General features: G+C 43.0%; 10 protein-coding genes. 4 read left to right on the top strand and 6 right to left on the bottom strand.

Annotation, left to right across the window (positions count from 1 at the left end; all coding sequences use genetic code 11):
• The first annotated feature begins 40 nt into the window (after window positions 1-40).
• Window positions 41-2,794 carry a prolyl oligopeptidase family serine peptidase gene (locus tag JIG37_RS21815; RefSeq protein WP_199530271.1) on the top strand — a complete coding sequence of 918 codons (2,754 nt, stop codon included), beginning with the start codon at window positions 41-43 and terminating at the stop codon, window positions 2,792-2,794.
• Between the two features lie 189 nt (window positions 2,795-2,983).
• Entirely contained in the window at window positions 2,984-5,197 is a 2,214-nt protein-coding gene (gene katG / locus JIG37_RS21820) for a catalase/peroxidase HPI (protein ID WP_199530272.1), read from the top strand.
• A gap of 252 nt (window positions 5,198-5,449) precedes the next feature.
• Here the strand turns inward: katG and JIG37_RS21825 are convergent, their stop codons facing one another.
• Window positions 5,450-6,634, bottom strand: a complete 1,185-nt coding sequence (locus JIG37_RS21825) for an NAD(P)/FAD-dependent oxidoreductase (protein WP_199530273.1) — start codon at window positions 6,632-6,634, stop codon at window positions 5,450-5,452.
• Window positions 6,635-6,957: 323 nt separating this feature from the next.
• Here JIG37_RS21825 and JIG37_RS21830 point away from each other — a divergent pair, with 323 nt between their 5' ends.
• Complete coding sequence (locus JIG37_RS21830; RefSeq protein ID WP_054552770.1) at window positions 6,958-9,093, top strand: S8 family peptidase; 2,136 nt, start codon at window positions 6,958-6,960, stop codon at window positions 9,091-9,093.
• A 76-nt stretch (window positions 9,094-9,169) separates the two neighbouring features.
• Here JIG37_RS21830 and JIG37_RS21835 read toward each other — a convergent pair whose 3' ends face one another.
• The 5 genes from JIG37_RS21835 to prlC form a co-directional block, all read right to left on the bottom strand.
• The gene (locus tag JIG37_RS21835; protein ID WP_054552771.1) at window positions 9,170-9,643 is read right to left on the bottom strand and encodes a peroxiredoxin; all 474 of its coding nucleotides are present in this window, start codon (window positions 9,641-9,643) and stop codon (window positions 9,170-9,172) included.
• 107 nt (window positions 9,644-9,750) lie between these two features.
• Window positions 9,751-11,676: a methyl-accepting chemotaxis protein gene (locus JIG37_RS21840; RefSeq protein ID WP_199530274.1), complete on the bottom strand. Its 1,926-nt coding sequence runs from the start codon at window positions 11,674-11,676 to the stop codon at window positions 9,751-9,753.
• Window positions 11,677-11,793: 117 nt separating this feature from the next.
• Window positions 11,794-12,549 (bottom strand): class I SAM-dependent methyltransferase, encoded by a 756-nt coding sequence (locus tag JIG37_RS21845; RefSeq protein WP_138599257.1) that lies wholly within the window; start codon window positions 12,547-12,549, stop codon window positions 11,794-11,796.
• Between the two features lie 43 nt (window positions 12,550-12,592).
• On the bottom strand, window positions 12,593-13,771 hold the full coding sequence (locus tag JIG37_RS21850) for a response regulator (protein WP_199530275.1): 1,179 nt from the start codon (window positions 13,769-13,771) through the stop codon (window positions 12,593-12,595).
• 107 nt (window positions 13,772-13,878) lie between these two features.
• Window positions 13,879-15,930 (bottom strand): oligopeptidase A, encoded by a 2,052-nt coding sequence (gene prlC, locus JIG37_RS21855; protein ID WP_138616173.1) that lies wholly within the window; start codon window positions 15,928-15,930, stop codon window positions 13,879-13,881.
• Between the two features lie 151 nt (window positions 15,931-16,081).
• Here prlC and gorA point away from each other — a divergent pair, with 151 nt between their 5' ends.
• Window positions 16,082-17,443 (top strand): glutathione-disulfide reductase, encoded by a 1,362-nt coding sequence (gene gorA / locus JIG37_RS21860; RefSeq protein ID WP_199530276.1) that lies wholly within the window; start codon window positions 16,082-16,084, stop codon window positions 17,441-17,443.
• The last annotated feature ends 66 nt before the right edge of the window (window positions 17,444-17,509 follow it).

The following is a 17,509-nucleotide window of genomic DNA, read 5'->3' on the forward strand; positions in this document are numbered from 1 at the left end:
TACACTGGGTGCGTCAATTTAAAAACAACGAGAAAGATGAATGAAAGCGCAATTATCACTTTTGAGCTTAGCCTTGGTGACAAGCCTTGGTAGTGCACAGGTTAGTGCGAAAGAAGCTCTGCAATTTAAAGACGTGTTTGATTTTAAATACGCAAAAGGCACCCAACTTTCTGAAGATGGCCAAATTCTTAGCTTTAGTGCCGACCCTTATCGCGGTAATGCACAAGGTCAGGTTTATACATTAAACAACAACACCCTACTAACTAGCGTTGAGCGCGGTACTCGCCCAACTATTAATAAAGCAGCAAACTGGGTGGCTTTTACTCAGGTACCAAGCTTACTTGAAAAAGAAACCACCAAGAAAAAAGATGAGCTAAAGAACAACCTTGTTTTAGTGAATACTAAAAGTGGTGAGCAACAGACCTTTAACGATGTAAAAGACTATGTATTATCGGATGATGGTGCATGGCTTGCTTACCGACTCGATAAAAAAGCAGATAAAAAAGACAGCGAAGAAAAAGACGAAAACAGCAGCGAAATCAAGCCAGATAAAAAAGATAAAAGCTTTGATTTAGTGCTTGTTAACCTTCAAGACAAAACCACGCACACTCTCAACAACGTATTCAGCTATGCGATGAGCAGTACCGGTGAGCAGTTATTAGCAAGCCAAAGCTACAGTGATGGTGCCGACAACCAAGTTGTATTAGTTAATCTTAATAATGACTTTGCAACGAGTATACTGATTGATGAGCCGGGCGTTGTGGCAAACAAAATTGCTTGGCAGCCAAACAGCAATACCGCAGCGCTGTTAATTGGTAATTACGTTAATGATGATACACGCCGTCGTGACCACAGCTTACAGCTTTTACAAAATGGGGCACTTTCAACCATTAATTCTGCAGATAGCAGCTGGACTATTGGCAAAACAGCATCGCTAAAATGGTCTGAAGATGGTGCTCGTTTATACTTTGAAAACCACCCTAAACTCGCTGCAAAAGTTGCCCTAAAAGAATACAAAGATGAAGCCTCTTTATATGATTTCGATACCATTCGCGACCAAAAGGGCCTTAACGTTTGGCACAATAAAGACGCTGAAATTAAGCCACGCGAAGAGCAGCAATGGAACAAAGCGAATAAGCTTCGCCACTACCAAGCGGTATATCATGTAAATGGTCAGCAAGTTGTGCAGTTAAGCACGCCGAGCATGCCTGAGGTCTCACTTAATACTCATCGCGAAGCGCTATTAGGCTATTCAGACCGACCTTACCTAGAACGTATTATGTATGGCGGCTTTTACGCAGATTACTTCAGTGTTGATGTTAAAACTGGTAAACAAACTGCTATCGTCAGCGACTATCCGTTTAGACCAAGCCTTGCGCCAAATGGTCAATTTGCAGCATTTTTCCAAGACAGCCAAGTACAGCTTAAAGATTTAGGTAACAACAAGGTTTCAACCTTATCTAAAGCAATTAACGCTATTTTTGCTGATGATAAACATGACTACCCATCACCTCAGCCGGGTTATGGTTTTGCAGGCTGGTTAAACGACAGCAGCCAAGTACTGGTTTACAGTAAATTTGATATTTGGGCTTTTGATGTCGCAACACAAAAGGCAACGCGCCTAACTCAAGGTAAAGAAAGCAATACCCAATATCGTGTTATTAAACTAGATAAAGACCAAGTGGGCTTTGCCAAAGACGAAACATTATTACTAAGCGCAACCAACCTGCAAGATAAGCAAACTGAAATTGCAAAACTTGATTTAACAAGCAATAAAGTAAGCAAAGTACTTTCGGGTAAAAAGCGCTATGATGTAGTTAAAAAGGCGAAAAATGCCGACAAATACCTATTCACAGCGCAAACATATCAGCAATTCCCTGATTACTACCAAGCTGATTTTAGCTTCAAAAAGCCACAGCGTGTTACCAACCTCAACCCACAAATTAGCAACTTTGCATGGGGCGAAAAACCTGAGCTTATTAGCTATAAAGGGTTTGATGGTGAAGATTTACAAGGCGTATTAATTAAGCCTGCGGGCTACAAAAAAGGCGATAAGGTGCCAGTGGTTGTGTACTTCTACCGCTATATGAGCCAACGCATGTATGACTTCCCGAAAATGGAATTAAATCATCGTCCTAACTTCCCGATGTTTACTTCAAATGGTTATGCGATTTTCTTACCTGATATCCGTTTTGAAATTGGTCATCCGGGTAAATCGTCAACCCAAACGATGATCAACGCCACTCAAAAGTTGATTGATTTAGGCATTGCTGATCCAAATAAAATTGGTTTACAAGGTCACTCATGGGCAGGCTACCAAAGTGCCTTTATGATCACGCAGACAGATATGTTTAAGGCGGTTGTATCGGGTGCGCCAGTATCTAACATGACCAGTGCATACAGCGGTATTCGCTTAAAATCAGGTCTTGCTCGTCAGTTCCAATACGAAACAGGGCAAAGCCGCATTGGTAAAACGTTATTCGAAGCGCCAGAGCTATACATCGAAAACTCACCGGTGTTCTTCGCTGATAAAGTGAATACCCCAATTCTGATTATGTTTGGCGACAAAGATGATGCTGTGCCATGGCACGAAGGTGTTCAATACTACCTAGCACTTCGTCGTGCGGGTAAAGATGCCACCTTCTTACAATACGAAGGTGAACCACATCACCTGAAGAAATTCCCTAACCAAGTGGATTTCTCAGTACGCATGATGGAATATTTTGATCACTACTTAAAAGGCAAACCAGCCGCTGAGTGGATCAAAAACGGCGTACCCTTTATTGAAGAATAAGCAACAAGCTGAATTTAAGCTTACTGCACACCTCCCCTAGAGCCAGCATTTTCGCTGGCTTTATTCTATAAAATCAATTAAACCATCTGTTTTTTCGATTTTATCAATCGATTTAAACCCCAGTTTGTAAGTGGAAAGTTAACCTGAACAAATCTATATTTCACCCAACTTCTAACTGGAGACTACACAATGTTTAAAAAATCAACGTCAGCTTTGTCTAAAGTAGCTGTTGCGGTATCACTGTTGGTGGCAACAGGCGTACAAGCTACAAACGAGATCAAATCAAACCAATTCTGGTGGCCAGAGCAATTAGATCTTAGCCAACTTCGTGCCCATGGTACAGAGTCTGATCCTATGGGTCCTTACTTTGATTACAAAAAAGAATTCTTAAAGTTAGACCTAAACGCAGTGAAAGCTGATATTGAGAAAGTATTGACTGATTCTCAAGATTGGTGGCCTGCTGACTACGGTCACTATGGTCCATTCTTCATCCGTATGGCGTGGCACGCATCAGGTACTTACCGTACGTTTGATGGTCGTGGTGGCGCAGGCGGTGGTCAACAACGTTTCGACCCGCTAAATAGCTGGCCTGATAACGCAAACCTTGATAAGGCACGTCGTTTACTTTGGCCTATAAAACAAAAATACGGTCGCAGCATTTCTTGGGCTGACTTGATGGCGTTAACAGGTAACGTTGCGCTTGAATCAATGGGCTTCAAAACCTTTGGTTATGCCGGTGGTCGTGAAGACGATTGGGAACCAGATTATGTATACTGGGGCCCTGAAGGCAAAATGTTAACTGACGAACGTCGTGACAAAAAAGGCAAACTTAAAGGCCCATTAGCGGCAGTTGAGATGGGCTTAATCTATGTAAACCCAGAAGGCCCTCACGGTAACCCTGATCCACTACTTGCAGCAGACGACATCCGTTTATCATTCGGCCGCATGGCAATGAACGATGAAGAAATCGTTGCACTAATCGCCGGTGGTCACAGCTTTGGTAAAGCACACGGTGCGAAAAAAGCGACCTGCTTAGACAAAGAGCCTGCAGCAGCCGGTATCGAAGAGCAAGGTTTAGGTTGGAAAAACAAATGTGGTAAAGGTCACTCAGAAGACACCATCACTTCAGGTCTTGAAGGTGCATGGACAGTGACACCAACACGCTGGTCAATCAACTACCTACAAAACTTATTTGCTTTTGAATGGGTTAAAACTAAGAGCCCTGCAGGTGCGACTCAATGGATCCCTGAAAATGGTCAAGCGTCTAACCTAGTGCCAGATGCACACATTAAAGGTAAGCGTCATGCGCCTATCATGTTCACAACTGATATCGCGTTAAAAGCAGATCCTGAGTTTCGTAAGATTTCAGAGCGTTTCTTAAACGACCCGAAAGAGTTCGAACTGGCATTTGCTAAAGCATGGTTCAAACTAAACCACCGCGATATGGGCCCACGTGCTCGTTACCTAGGTGACTTAGTGCCAGAAGAAGTATTAATTTGGCAAGACTACATCCCTGCGGTCGACCACAAGCTAGTTGATAGCAAAGATATCGCGTCACTTAAAGCTAGCATCTTAGATTCAGGTTTATCTGTATCTGAACTAGTGCGTGTTGCTTGGGCATCAGCAGCAAGCTACCGCGACACAGATATGCGTGGTGGTGCAAACGGTGCACGTATTCGCTTTGCTCCGCAAAAAGATTGGCCGGTAAACAACCCGAAAGAAGTAGCTAAAGTACTTAGCAAACTTGAGAAAATCCAAACTAAGTTCAATAAAAAAGCATCTAGTGGTAAAGAAATTTCACTTGCAGATATGATTGTTCTTGGTGGTGCGGCTGCAATCGAAAAAGCAGCAAGCGACGCAGGTTTCTCTATCGCAGTACCGTTTAAGCCAGGCCGTATGGACGCGTCATTAGAAATGACTGACGTTGAATCATTCGAAGTACTTGAGCCAACAGCAGATGCGTTCCGTAATTACTACAGCTCAGCATGGAAATCACCGGCTGAAATGTTAGTTGAACGCGCTGATTTACTAAGCTTATCAGTACCAGAAATGACTGCACTACTAGGTGGTATGCGTGCCCTTAACGCGAATACTGACCAAACTAAACACGGTGTATTCACGAAAAAGCCTGGCACATTAAGCAACGATTTCTTCGTTAACCTATTAGATATGTCAACGAAGTGGTCTAAGTCTTCTGAAGAAGGTGTTTACGAAGGCCGTGACCGTCAATCAGGCAAACTTAAGTGGACAGCAACACCAGTAGATTTAATCTTCGGTTCAAACTCAGAGCTACGTTCAATTGCTGAAGTGTATGCCTCTGACGATGCTAAACAGAAGTTCGTTGATGACTTCGTAGCAGCATGGACAAAAGTTATGACGCTAGATCGCTTCGACCTACGTTAACCCTATATCAATCGTGTTAAGTCGATTGGTATCATATTTTCGCAACCAACAAAGCCGCTAAGTTAGCGGCTTTTTTATTTCAAACCGAGTTATCAGAGCACTTTGAGATTTACAGGCACTCGAGTTCAGCTCATTACTCAATAGCATGAAGCCACCGTAACATTAGATGTAGGTCGCCATTTATGGCGTCATAATAAACGCGCTAAAGCACGACCTACAAGCAAGTGCTAACCTAGCAACTCGCAACTCAAATCAACAATACTGCCCTGCTGCAAAGCCGCAGCTCCAGGCGTATTGGAAGTTGTAGCCGCCTAACCAGCCGGTGACGTCAGTGACTTCGCCGATGAAATAAAGGCCCGGTGACTTTTTCGCTTCGAAGGTTTTTGAGCTTAATTCGTCGGTGTCTACACCGCCAAGCGTGACTTCGGCTGTTCTATAACCCTCTGTGCCGTTGGGTTTAATTTGCCAATTGTGAATGTAATCATGTAATGCGTCGATTTGCGCATGGCTTAGCTGGTTTACATTGCAATCTGGGATCGCTTTCGTGTCGTGCAGCATTTCAACAAAACGTTTTGGTAAAATTGTCGCAAGGGTATTTTTTAGTGACTTTTGCCCTTGGCTTTGACGCCAAAGCTCAAGCTGCTGCTTTAAATCAAGCTCGGGTAACAAGTTGATGTACACAGTTTGCCCTGCACGCCAAAAAGAGCTGATTTGTAAAATAGCTGGGCCCGAAAGGCCACGGTGAGTAAACAAGATGTTTTCTTTAAACTGGGTGCCATCTTCACTGGTAACCAGACAAGGAATGCTGATCCCCGATAACCCATCAAAGCGATCTTTATCATGCTGGTGCAACGTAAATGGCACTAATGCCGCCATGGTTGGTAGCACTGCTAAACCAAATTGCTCTGCAATTTTATACCCAATTGGTGATGCACCGAGCTTAGGCATGGTTAGTCCACCCGATGCGACAACTAACGACTCGCATTGATAGCTATCTTGCTCGGTAATAACTTCATAGCCCGCATCGTTTTTTGTCACGCTGAGTACTTCGTTACGCAGCGCTATGTTAACACCTGCCCACTCACACTCAGTTAAAAGAATGTCGACGATATCTTGTGCGCTGTTATCACAAAATAGCTGACCCAGCGTTTTATGGTGATAAGCCAAGCCGTGACGGTCCACCAGCTCTATAAAGTCATGTTGGGTATAACGGCTTAAACACGATTTTACAAAGTGAGGATTGCCACATAAGTAGTTGTCTGGGCTTGCGTTTTCATTGGTGAAGTTACAACGCCCGCCGCCGCTGATTAATATTTTACGGCCCGGCTTTTTGCCCATATCAAGCACAGTAACATTGCGACCACGGTAGCCTGCTTGTGCAGCGCACATCAAACCTGCGGCGCCGGCACCAATCACAATTACATCTACTTGGGTCATTACTCATACTCACTAAAAAAATTTAGCTGATTATAACAAGTTATTGTCGTCGCTGTGTTAACTCAGAGATGTTTTTACAAAAAAGATAAAACCAAAAAACGAAATAAAGCAAAAACTCAAAACCATAAAATTATAACTTTATTATGAGAAAACAAGCAAAAAACACCACAAAAAGACTGGTTTAGACGTCTATACATTTAGTTATAACCAAAATAGAGACAACCATAATAAAACGATATTTTAACTAAATTAACATATATTTTACCTTTGTCCCCCTTCACGAAAAACATCGTGGAGATTTACATAACAATCTAGGGATCATTATGACAACTAACAACAACTTGAAGAAATGCGCAATTGCACTGAGCTTGACTGCGTTGTTTGGAACAACAGCAGCTATGGCTACTCCAGATCAACTTATGTCACCATCTATGCAGGAAACTGCAGCTAAATTACAAGGCCAAGAAGGCTTTGGTACTCAATTTATCATCAAGTATAAAAACAATAGTGATGAAATGATGACCATGTCGGCAGCAGAACAAACGCCGACTATGATGAACAAAAAAGCAAAAGGCTTTATTAAAAACTTCAGCAGCAAAAAAGGTAAAGTAAAAGCACAATACGTTCGTGCAATGGCGATGAGTAATCACCACGTAATGCGTGCTGATAAAAAACTATCAGCTGAAGAAACCCAAGAATTTATGCAAGAAATGGTCGCTTCTGGTAACGTTGAATACATCGAAATCGACCAAATGTTAAAGCCGTTTGCGACGCCTAACGACCCTCGTTATGACGACCAATGGCACTACTACGAGCAAGCGGGCGGTCTTAACCTTCCTACTGCTTGGGATACAGCAACGGGTAGCGGTGTCGTTGTAGCGGTACTTGATACTGGTTACCGCCCTCATATTGATTTAAATGCTAACATTCTTCAAGGCTATGACATGATCTCTAACGTGTCTGTAGCGAACGATGGCGGTGGTCGTGATAGCGATGCACGCGATCCGGGTGATGCAATCAGCGCTAACGAATGTGGTTACACACACAGTGCACAAAGCTCAAGCTGGCACGGTACACACGTTGCGGGTACTGTTGCAGCAGTCACTAATAACGGTGAAGGTGTTGCCGGTGTTGCTTACAACTCAAAAGTAGTGCCAGTGCGTGTACTTGGTAAATGTGGTGGTTTAACTTCTGATATCGCTGACGGCATCATCTGGGCATCGGGTGGTTCAGTTTCTGGCGTACCAGCAAATGCTAACCCTGCTGATGTTATTAACATGAGTTTAGGTGGTAGCGGTTCATGTAGCTCAACAACGCAAAATGCAATCAATCAAGCGCGTAACAACGGTTCTGTAATTGTAATCGCTGCAGGTAACGATAACGATAACTCTGCAAACTACAACCCTGGTAACTGTAATGGTGTTGTAAACGTTGCATCTGTTGGTCGTAACGGTGGTCGTGCATACTACTCAAACTACGGTAGCAACATTGACGTTGCAGCACCGGGTGGCGCGCAAAGCTTTGCGAATGACTCTGAAGGTGTGTTATCTACTCACAACTCAGGCTCTTCAAGCCCTAGCAGTGATTCATACCACTACTCACAAGGTACATCGATGGCAGCTCCACATGTTGCGGGTGTCGCAGCATTAATCAAACAAGCTAAGCCATCAGCAACACCTGATGAAATCGAAAGTATCTTAAAATCGACAACTCGTTCTTTCCCAGCAACATGTACTAGCTGTGGTACAGGTATTGTTGATGCGGCAGCCGCGGTTGCAGCAGCCTCAGGTACAACACCGCCACCACCAACGGGTAACGTATTAGAAGATGGTCAAGCACTAACTGGTTTAAGTGGCTCTGCTAGCAGCCAAACTTTCTACACAATGGAAGTTCCAACAGGTGCGACTAACGTAACCTTCACAATGAGTGGCGGTTCAGGCGATGCTGACCTTTACGTTCGTGCAGGTAGCGCACCAACAACATCAACCTATGATTGTCGCCCGTATAAAGGCGGTAACAACGAAGTATGTTCTATCGATAACCCAACAGCAGGTACTTACCATGTAATGCTGAATGGTTACTCTGCATACTCAGGTGTTAGCCTAGTAGGTGATTTAACAACTTCTGGCGGTGGTTCAGGCTCAGGTTCACCACAAGCAGGTGGTGGCACAGTAACAGATATCTCTGCAAGTGCAGGCCAATGGAAGCATTACACTATTGATGTTCCTGCCGGTATGGCAAGCTTTACAGTAACGACATCAGGCGGTACTGGCGATTCAGACTTATTCGTTAAGTTTGGTAGCCAACCAACATCATCAAGCTATGATTGTCGCCCTTACAAAAACGGTAACGCAGAAACTTGTACGTTCAGTAATCCACAAGCAGGTACTTGGCACTTAAGCTTAAATGCTTACCGTACTTTCTCGGGTGTTACACTGGATGCGCAATATCAACCTTAATAGTTGATCTCCTAAGTCACCCCCAGGGACTTTCAGCCGGACTTACGTCCGGCTTTTTTGTATTTATGAATTGCTATTAAAGCTTTTCTAGCACAGCTTCAGCGCGGCTTACTACAAACTCTTTGTCTTGTTCAACAAACAGCCCTGTTACAGTTTGGTTTTCAACGATCATTGCATAACGTTTAGAACGTATACCACCAAAACCAGCTGTGTCTTTATCTAAACCAAGTGCTTTGGTAAAACTTGCATCACCATCTGCTAACATACGAATATGCTCAGCGTTATGAGCTTCACCCCATGCTTTCATTACAAATGCATCGTTCACCGATACACAGTAGATTGCATCAACGCCTTTAGCAGTAATTTTATCGGCCAGGGTAATAAACTCAGGTAAGTGAGCATTAGAGCATGTTGGTGTAAATGCACCCGGCACGGCAAACAACACTACTTTTTTATCTGCAAATAATGCCTCTGTTGTTAAGGTTTGCATGCCTTCGCTAGTTAATTCACTAAGGGTTGCTGTAGGTATAGTTTGGCCTTGTTCGATCATCGTAATTCCTTGAAAGAAAATAAGAGTACAGAGTATATACCTAAAAAATTGAATACAGCATGATTTTAAGGACAAACAACGTAAACCATTGCTCGCCCTTTGGAGGGTTATAAACCTAAGCTGGCTTTAATGGTATGCATTTGCTCTTGTAGGCGATGCTGAATATCACTAACCAGAGAGTTTGATTCGCTTACCTGCCCTTTCATGCTTTGCATTGATTGACTGAAGTTTTCTAGTAAGGCGTTTTGCTGTTTAGCCAGCTCCATAGCATCAAATGCGACCTTATTTGCATCTTGCGCGTTGCCAGCTACGCCTTCGGAGTTACGTTTAAGTTCTTGGGCATTTTGTGTTTGTAGCTCGGCATCATTAGCCAGTGCGCTAATTTGCTCCGATACCATGGTGGAGTTTTCACTTAAGCGGTTTAACTGATTGTTAATATCATCAAGTGACCCCTGCGTTTGTCTGGCAAGTTTTCGTACTTCGTCAGCGACCACCGCAAAGCCTCGGCCATGCTCACCTGCACGCGCCGATTCAATCGCTGCATTCAGTGCTAATAAGTTTGTTTGCTCAGCAATATTTTTGATCACCTCAATAACTTGGCCCACATCATCAACGCCTTTTAATAGCTCTTTTAAGCTATCTAGACCTTGCTCAACGCGTTCTTCAGTACGAGAGCTTGCGGTTAACATGCTATCTGCAAAGCCTAGGCTCTGCTCCATCGCACCAAAGGTTTGTTTGGCGTTATCAGCAACTTGACCATTGATGTTATTAACCTGTTCACCAATGTCTTGAATATCAGTAAGTAAACTTTGGTTTTGTTCAACCTGAGAGTGGCTAGCATCAGTTTGCTGGGCAATCGTATGTAAGTGCTCGCTCATCTCTAGCATAAAGTCATTAATAACCTTAAGCATTTGTGCTCGTTCTTCTGCTTCACCACGCTGGCGCTCAATCAATTGATTAAAGTAATTGGCAATTTCACCGACTTCAGTTTTCGGATTTTTACTCTCAATGTTTTTAAGCTCATTACTCTCAATTAAGAAAGCAAAACCATCACGCAATTGACGCAGCGGGTTAAGCACTTGGTTACGCTGTACGAAATACACACCTGCTGCTAAAACCACCAGCATGCCAATGGCTACACAAAATACGATAAACACTTGCTGCTTAAGGTCGCTCTGTTCATCTTTTAGCTTTTGCTCTGCACCGAGCACCGTTGTAGACAAGGCGCCTATTTGCTCGCGCAATGCTTGCATGCCGGTTTGACGCTGCTCTGCTTGCTCAAGAGTGGATGCTAAATCACGTGGGAAGCGTTTGGGCCAGCTACTTAACTCAGCTTTTATGTCACCGGCCAAATCTTCTGCTTCTTCGCCAAAAAATAAAGCGTCTTCATCCACTTCGCTCATTACACCTAAATTTTCGAGTTTATCGATTTTAGCCCCAAGCGCATTTAGGTTTTCAACACTTTGATTGAGGCTGTTTTTAGTGTCTTGATCAAAGTTGATCACTAACTTATAAGTGTACAAAGCAAGTGAAGTGACTTCGCTGTAGTAGTCAGCAGCTAGTTGGTAATACTCAAGTGCAAGCGCTGTTTGCGGCTCGGCTTTACTTGCATAGCCAATTAATGATGAAGCTGAACCTGCCATTTGTCTTAACGAGTTATCAAGCAGCGCCATTTCGTTACCCGATAGCTTACCTAAAGCGCGGTACTTACCGTTGATGTCTTTATCGAGTGCTGTTAGCTGGCTATTAAGCTGACTTGCAAGATCACTAGGCAACTTAGCTAAATGCTGCTTTTTAACATCACTTATCAGCGTAGAAGCTTTATTTAAGTGTTGGCTGTCACCTTGTTCTAAATAATCATCAAGGTAGCTTTTTAAATCAATAATGATGGTGTTTTTTAGCTTGTTATAAGCGTTATCTTGTTGCTCTAAACCGAATAAGGTTTGACTTGCCCAAAACAGAGTGGCTGCTAATAAAATACTAGCGAGAGTAAGTAAAACGGCCAATAGCCGAGTAAATGATGACACGCGCATAAACGATATTCCCAAGTAACGTTGCGCGCGTAGAATATTAACCTTTTATGACAATATGATGAAATGCCACCATAAACAACTACACGAAAAAACCAGATACATCCAAAAACATTAGATTTAAACCATTGCCGCTTTTACATATACATCAAAGCGGTTCTTTTTGGTTTTGATTTGCATACTCGGGGTTTTGTCATTTAAAAATGGCGCGTAATCAGGGCGCTTCACAACCACTCGCTTACTAGCAAGCGGATAAGCAAACTCTAATAGATCATCGGCATCGCTATCTGAGCCAACAAGCTCTTGGAATACTCGCATTTCTTTTTTAACGAGGGCTGATTTTTCACGATGAGGAAACATAGGATCTAAGTACACAACATCAGGAGTATCACTACATTGCGCCAGTAACGTATGACTAGAGCCAAACACTAAGCTCATGTTTTCTTTCATCCAGGGGCCAATTTCTGCATCGTTATAGGCGCGTTCTAGGCCATCAAATAATAGCGCGGCAACTACTGGATGGCGCTCATGTAAAATCACTTTACAGCCTAGTGATGCCAGTACAAAGCCATCACGACCAAGGCCTGCGGTGGCATCAAGAACCACTGGTGTGGCACCTTTATTTAACCCTACAGCCTTTGCTATAGCTTGCCCTTTACCTCCACCAAACTTACGGCGGTGAGCTGCAGCACCCGTTACAAAATCAACGTGGATTGCACCCAGCTTTGGCTCGTCCTTTTTCTTCAGGCTAAGACCTTGGTCGTCATAATGAAGCGAAAAGCCCGCATTCTGCTCAGCCCACTTAGCTAAACCAAAACGTAACTCTATTGCATCTAAATAAGGACGCATTTCTTTAAAAGGACAATGAATTACCACACAAAACTCCGAGCTATATTAATCGGCGTCAGTATAGCATGGCTTAAAATAGCTCGATATCCGTTTGTGAAGTGACATCTTCAGTGTGACTAGGCTCTGCCATTTTTTGCAAACTGGCGAGAAGATCATTACGCGCTTCAATAATGTGTTTTAACTGATATTTTATAAACGCTAAATCATCATTGAGCGAAGAAAATAATAACTTAGTCTGCTCTAATTGCTGTAGATGAAAAGTTACTTCATCACTACTCGACAAATTGCTTTGTGCGACTGACTTATTTAACTCATCCAATTGCGCAGCTAGCTTTTCAACCGCTCGTTCGCGTGAATCACTGTTTTGATACATTTGTTGAGATAGTTCATTAAAGGCATTCCCAATTTGCTGTGCCTGAGTCAGTGCCCGCTCATTAATTTCCATATCTTGAACTTTTGCGTTTGTGACTTCGAGGATATGCGGGAATAAATCTTTATAACGACCATAAAGTTGGGCATCATCAAGTGGCATGTTTTTGACTAACATTGACACTTTAGGGTAATTAATAATGGTGCGGTGGCTAAAATCAACAAAGCGATTCGCATCACGATGTTTTTCTAGTAACTCCTGCTCTAAAGGACATACTCCACCTTCGGCACAGCAAAACACGCCGACATCGTGATACCAAAACGCCAGCACGACATCAAGCTCCATCGGGTTAAAAAACTCAAACATATGCTCAGATAACGCTTTGATATCATGCGCATGATAAGTCTGCCCAACGTAGCGCATGATGCGTCCCATATCACCTGAATCTGTCATCGCTATTTCGGCAGTTATTTGCGCTCGTTCAACGTCACTGGTTAATTTTTTTGAATGCTGGCGGTACTGATATAACACGCGAATACGTGCCATCAGCTCTTCAGCATTAAATGGTTTTACAATGTAATCAGCTGCACCTGCGTTATAGCCTTTTACACGGTCTGGTAAGTCCGCTTTACCCGATAAAAACATCACAGGAATATCTTTAGTTTGCGGGTTAGCTTTTAATTCGTTACACACCTCGTACCCTGATTTAGCAGGCATTTCAACATCAAGTAAAATAATGTCTGGGCTGTACTTTATCGCCTGTCTTAATCCTTCTTCACCATTTTTAGCATGGATCAACGTGCAAAAGCCCGATAGTGATTCTTCAATCACATGATGGACATACTTATCATCATCAATGGCTAATACAAGTTTTGACATACTTAATTCCTGCAACTGTTTTTAAAAAGAATAGTACGCAAGATTGAATTTGCTAAGAATTATTAATAAAAAAGCGCCTTACGGCGCTTTAGTTTAAGTAATGTGTATTATGCTGCAATACCACTATGTCTTAGTAGTGCATCAACTTGTGGTTCGCGTCCGCGGAACTTTTTAAATAGCTCCATAGGCTCTTCGCTCCCCCCTTTTTCTAAAATGTTCTTTAAGAAAGCTTCGCCCGTTGCTGGGTTAAAAATGCCTTCTTCTTCAAATTTAGAAAACGCATCGGCCGAGAGTACTTCAGCCCATTTATAAGAGTAATAACCTGCGCTATAACCGCCTGCAAAAATATGGCTAAAGCCATGCTGGAAACGATTAAACGCTGGCGCTTTAACAACAGCCGTTTTACTGCGTACCTCATCAAGTGTTGCTTGAATATGACATGGCTCACCTGCTTTGTAAGTATGGTGAATAGTAAAATCAAACAACGAGAACTCAAGCTGACGCAGCATTTGCATACCTGATTGGAAGTTCTTCGCCGCAAGGAGTTTATCTAGTAACTCTTTTGGTAATGGCTCATCTGTTTCGTAATGACCCGAAATAAAGCTCAGCGCTTCTTCTTCGTAACACCAGTTTTCAAGGAACTGACTTGGTAACTCAACCGCGTCCCATGCAACACCGTTAATACCAGCAACTGGCGCTGCATCAACTTGTGTCAACATATGGTGAATACCATGACCAAACTCATGGAATAACGTAGTCACTTCGTTATGCGTAAACAAAGCCGGCTTATCACCCACTGCTTTATTAAAGTTACACACTAAGTACGCAACTGGGGTTTGTAATTCGCCGTTTGCACGTACTTTTCGACCCATGCAGTCATCCATCCAAGCACCGCCACGCTTGCGATCGCGGGCATATAAATCTAGATAAAAGCGACCACGTAACGTGTTGCTGTTATCGTAAATTTCGAAGAAACGTACATCAGGGTGGTAAGTATCAAACTCTGTCACTTCTTTAACGCTAATACCAAATAAACGATTAACGGTAGTGAATAAGCCACTTAGAACTTTATTGGCTGGAAAATATGGGCGCAGCACTTCATCAGAAATCGCGTACTTCTCTTGCTTGAGCTTTTCGCCGTAGTAAGCGTAGTCCCACGCAGCCAGTTCAGTCACACCGTGCTTATCTTTTGCGTAAGCTGTTAGCTCAGCAAGCTCTTGCTCAGCTTGTGGCTTAGACTTAGCAGCTAAATCTTCTAAGAATGAGAAAACTTGCTCTGGCGTTTCTGCCATTTTAGTCGCCAATGACATATCAGCGTAGCTGTTAAAGCCAAGTAACTCGGCAAGTTCATGACGCAGGGCAAGCTCTTCGCTCATAATAGCTGAGTTATCAAATTCACCAGCGTTAGGGCCTTGATCAGAGGCACGCGTCACAAACGCAGTGTAAAACTCTTCACGTAACTCGCGGTTATCAGCATAAGTCATAATGGGTAGGTAAGATGGAAAATCTAGCGTGAATACCCAGCCTTCTAGCTCTTTGCTTTTAGCTGTATCAGCACCTAGTGCTAACGCAGACTCTGGTAAACCAGCCAGTTCGCTTTCATCTGTAATATGCTTTTGCCAAGCAAGCGTGGCATCCATTACATTGTTACCGAACTTAGAGGCCAGCTCAGATAAACGCGCACTGATTTCGCCATAACGCTTTTGTTGCTCAGGCTTTAAGGCAATACCAGATAGCTCAAAATCGCGCAGTGCATTAGTAATAGTTTTTTGCTGGGCAGTCGTTAGTGTTTTAAATTCATCACTGTTGTGAAGTGCGTTGTAAGCATCGTACAAACCTTGATGCTGACCAACAAAGGTTGAATACTCAGATAACAACGGCAAACATTGCTCATAGGCTTCACGTAGCTCGTCGTTATTAACGACAGAATTCATATGTGATACCGGTGAAAATAAGCGTGATAACTTGTCATCAGCTTCTTCAAGCGGAAGCACCAAATCATTCCATGTGTATGATTTGCTTGCCAGTACCTCATCTATTTTGGTACGACACTCAGCAATCGCTGCTTTTAATGCTGGCACTACGTGTGCTGGTTTAATTTTAGAAAACGGCGGAAGCCCTTCTAAGCCAATGAGCGGGTTATTTTCTGCAATTGTCATTTTCGTTCTCAAATTTTATGCGAAGATGATTTTGAAGTTGGGGCGAATTGATGAAATACAAGGGGCTTAACCTTGGTCTTTATTATGCTATTATCAACTTATTACTAAATCGATTAATTAATAAAAAGTTATCTATTTTTGAGGACAAACTATGGCTCAGCATTTTGATTACATTGCAATTGGTGGTGGTAGTGGCGGTATTGCCTCTGCAAACCGTGCAGCAATGCGTGGCGCAAAAGTCGCTCTTATTGAAGCAAAACACATGGGTGGCACCTGTGTAAACGTGGGTTGTGTTCCAAAGAAAGTAATGTGGCACGGCGCACAAATTGCTGAAGCAATTAACGCATATGCACCTGACTACGGCTTTGATGTTGAATTAAAAGGTTTTAGCTGGGCTAAATTAGTTGAAAGCCGCGAAGCGTATATTGGCCGTATTCACCAAGGTTACAACAAGTACTTATCTAGCAATGGTGTAACTGTAATCAATGGCTTTGCTAAGTTTGTTGATAACAAAACAGTTGAAGTAAACGGTGAGCTATACACTGCTGACCATATCCTTGTTGCTGTTGGTGGTCGCCCTACTATTCCTAACATTCCAGGCGCTGAGCTTGGTATTGATTCAAATGGCTTCTTTGAGCTAGACGCACAGCCTAAGCGTGTTGCTGTGGTTGGTGCAGGCTACATTGCCGTTGAAATCGCAGGCGTACTTCATAGCCTTGGTACAGAAACACACCTGTTTGTTCGTAAAAACAAACCATTACGTACTTTTGACCCATACATTGTTGATACGCTTGTCGATATTATGGCAAAAGAAGGCCCGACTCTTCACACTGAGTGCACACCTAAAGAAGTAGTTAAAGAAAGCGATGGCAGCTTAACCATTCACTTTGAAAATAGTCACAGCCAAAACGTTGATGAAGTTATTTGGGCAATTGGCCGTACACCTACAACTGACAAGATCAATCTTGCTGCGGCAGGTGTTGAAGTAACTGAAGCTGGTTACGTTAAAGTAGACGAATTCCAAAACACCACAGCTGAAAACGTATACGCAGTTGGCGATATCATCGAAAACGGTATCGAACTTACGCCAGTAGCCGTTAAAGCAGGTCGTATTTTATCAGAGCGCTTATTCAATAAAGAACTACCTGATGATTTAAAAATGGACTACGAGCTAGTACCTACTGTGGTATTCAGCCATCCACCAATCGGCACAATTGGTTTAACAGAGCAGCAAGCGATTGATCAATACGGCAGCGATAACGTTAAAGTATATAAATCAAGCTTTGCAGCAATGTACACAGCGGTTACTCAGCACCGTCAAGCATGTAACATGATGCTAGTGTGTGCAGGCGAAGACGAAAAAGTTGTTGGCTTACACGGCATTGGCTTTACCGTTGACGAAATGATCCAAGGCTTTGCCGTTGCAATGAAGATGGGCGCAACCAAAGCAGACTTTGATGCTGTTGTGGCTATTCACCCGACGGGCTCAGAAGAGTTTGTAACGATGAGATAAACTCGCGTTGCGAGTCAATTTTAAAACCTTGTGGTGCTGCCACAAGGTTTTTTATTGAGTAAATTT

It is taken from the genome of Pseudoalteromonas sp. bablab_jr010 (assembly GCF_016464105.1).
In the GTDB taxonomy this organism is placed as follows: domain Bacteria; phylum Pseudomonadota; class Gammaproteobacteria; order Enterobacterales; family Alteromonadaceae; genus Pseudoalteromonas; species Pseudoalteromonas simplex.

Coding starts and splice junctions, on each gene's coding strand:
- JIG37_RS21815 (WP_199530271.1), top strand. CDS start 41: ATGAAAGCGCAATTATCACTTTTGAGCTTAGCCTTGGTGACAAGCCTT.
- JIG37_RS21825 (WP_199530273.1), bottom strand. CDS start 6,634: ATGACCCAAGTAGATGTAATTGTGATTGGTGCCGGCGCCGCAGGTTTG.
- JIG37_RS21840 (WP_199530274.1), bottom strand. CDS start 11,676: ATGCGCGTGTCATCATTTACTCGGCTATTGGCCGTTTTACTTACTCTC.
- JIG37_RS21850 (WP_199530275.1), bottom strand. CDS start 13,771: ATGTCAAAACTTGTATTAGCCATTGATGATGATAAGTATGTCCATCAT.
- JIG37_RS21830 (WP_054552770.1), top strand. CDS start 6,958: ATGACAACTAACAACAACTTGAAGAAATGCGCAATTGCACTGAGCTTG.
- katG (WP_199530272.1), top strand. CDS start 2,984: ATGTTTAAAAAATCAACGTCAGCTTTGTCTAAAGTAGCTGTTGCGGTA.
- gorA (WP_199530276.1), top strand. CDS start 16,082: ATGGCTCAGCATTTTGATTACATTGCAATTGGTGGTGGTAGTGGCGGT.
- prlC (WP_138616173.1), bottom strand. CDS start 15,930: ATGACAATTGCAGAAAATAACCCGCTCATTGGCTTAGAAGGGCTTCCG.
- JIG37_RS21835 (WP_054552771.1), bottom strand. CDS start 9,643: ATGATCGAACAAGGCCAAACTATACCTACAGCAACCCTTAGTGAATTA.